This window comes from Ruoffia tabacinasalis, assembly GCF_042652985.1.
GTDB classification, from domain to species: Bacteria; Bacillota; Bacilli; order Lactobacillales; family Aerococcaceae; genus Ruoffia; species Ruoffia tabacinasalis.
This window is the reverse complement of sequence record NZ_JBHSHQ010000077.1, coordinates 1-859: the sequence shown is the minus strand read 5'-3', so window position 1 is coordinate 859 and position 859 is coordinate 1. Positions and strand designations below refer to the sequence as shown.

Sequence of the window (859 nt, the reverse complement as noted above, 5' to 3'; positions counted from 1 at the left end):
CCGATTTTTTGTAATCAATTTGTTTTTCGACCCAATTCCAATTTGAATATTGCTTAGCGGATAAAGTTTTCCCAACTCCGGGTAATCCATAACAAATTCCGATATATTTGTATTTGATACATGCCTGACAAAATTCTACAAAGCGTTTATATTCTTTTGTTTCAATAAAATAGGGTGTTTTATTCATTGTAATACCTCTTAATTTTTGACTTCTTAGAATCTTTTTTGTTTACAGGATTATCTAACTCTTTCTGCTTAGATGAAATAAGTTCTTCCGCAATATTATTTCCAGAATGGAGCTGATTTTCAAGGTTTTTCCGTGCTTTATTACGTGCCGCAACAATCTCTTTTAAATCGACTTCGTAATCAGAAATTTCAGGAGAAATTGCCGTACATAAATATTGGTCTTTGTAAAATACACGAATCTCAGCAATATCTCTTGGATCATATCGAATGATAACAGTTTCACCTACATAAGCTGCTAAATTGGTGTCAATATATCTTAAACCTTGGAAGTGAATTCCATCAGAATGAACTTTTCTTGGCTTTCCAACATTTAATAACAATAAATCTAAACTTTCTAGACTATCTGGTTGATGAGGAAGAAATCCTGAATTATTCCACATCTTTATAGGTTCCTGTTTTGTAGTGCCATGCACTCTATGGTGATAGTCATATATAATAAAATGCGCTAATTTCTCATCAAGCTCTTTTATCGTAAGAAGATTTAAAGTATTTTGATTCCCAATGTAACCTGGTAAATCTTGCAAAAATAATTGATTAATTGTTAAAAAGAAACGTTCTATTTTCCCCCGTCCTCTTGGCATACCTACCGTAGAAAAAATAAGATTGATTTTTA

The 859-nt window shown here is 31.7% G+C and carries 1 protein-coding gene and 1 pseudogene; both read right to left on the bottom strand.

Annotation, left to right across the window (positions count from 1 at the left end; translation table 11 throughout):
- A pseudogene (locus ACFO5Y_RS11675) lies at positions 1–187 on the bottom strand (AAA family ATPase); the annotation flags it as partial.
- The coding region (locus ACFO5Y_RS11670; RefSeq protein ID WP_380706730.1) for a Mu transposase C-terminal domain-containing protein at positions 180–859 on the bottom strand (680 nt) is incomplete at its 5' end. The gene ACFO5Y_RS11670 and the pseudogene ACFO5Y_RS11675, both read right to left, overlap by 8 nt.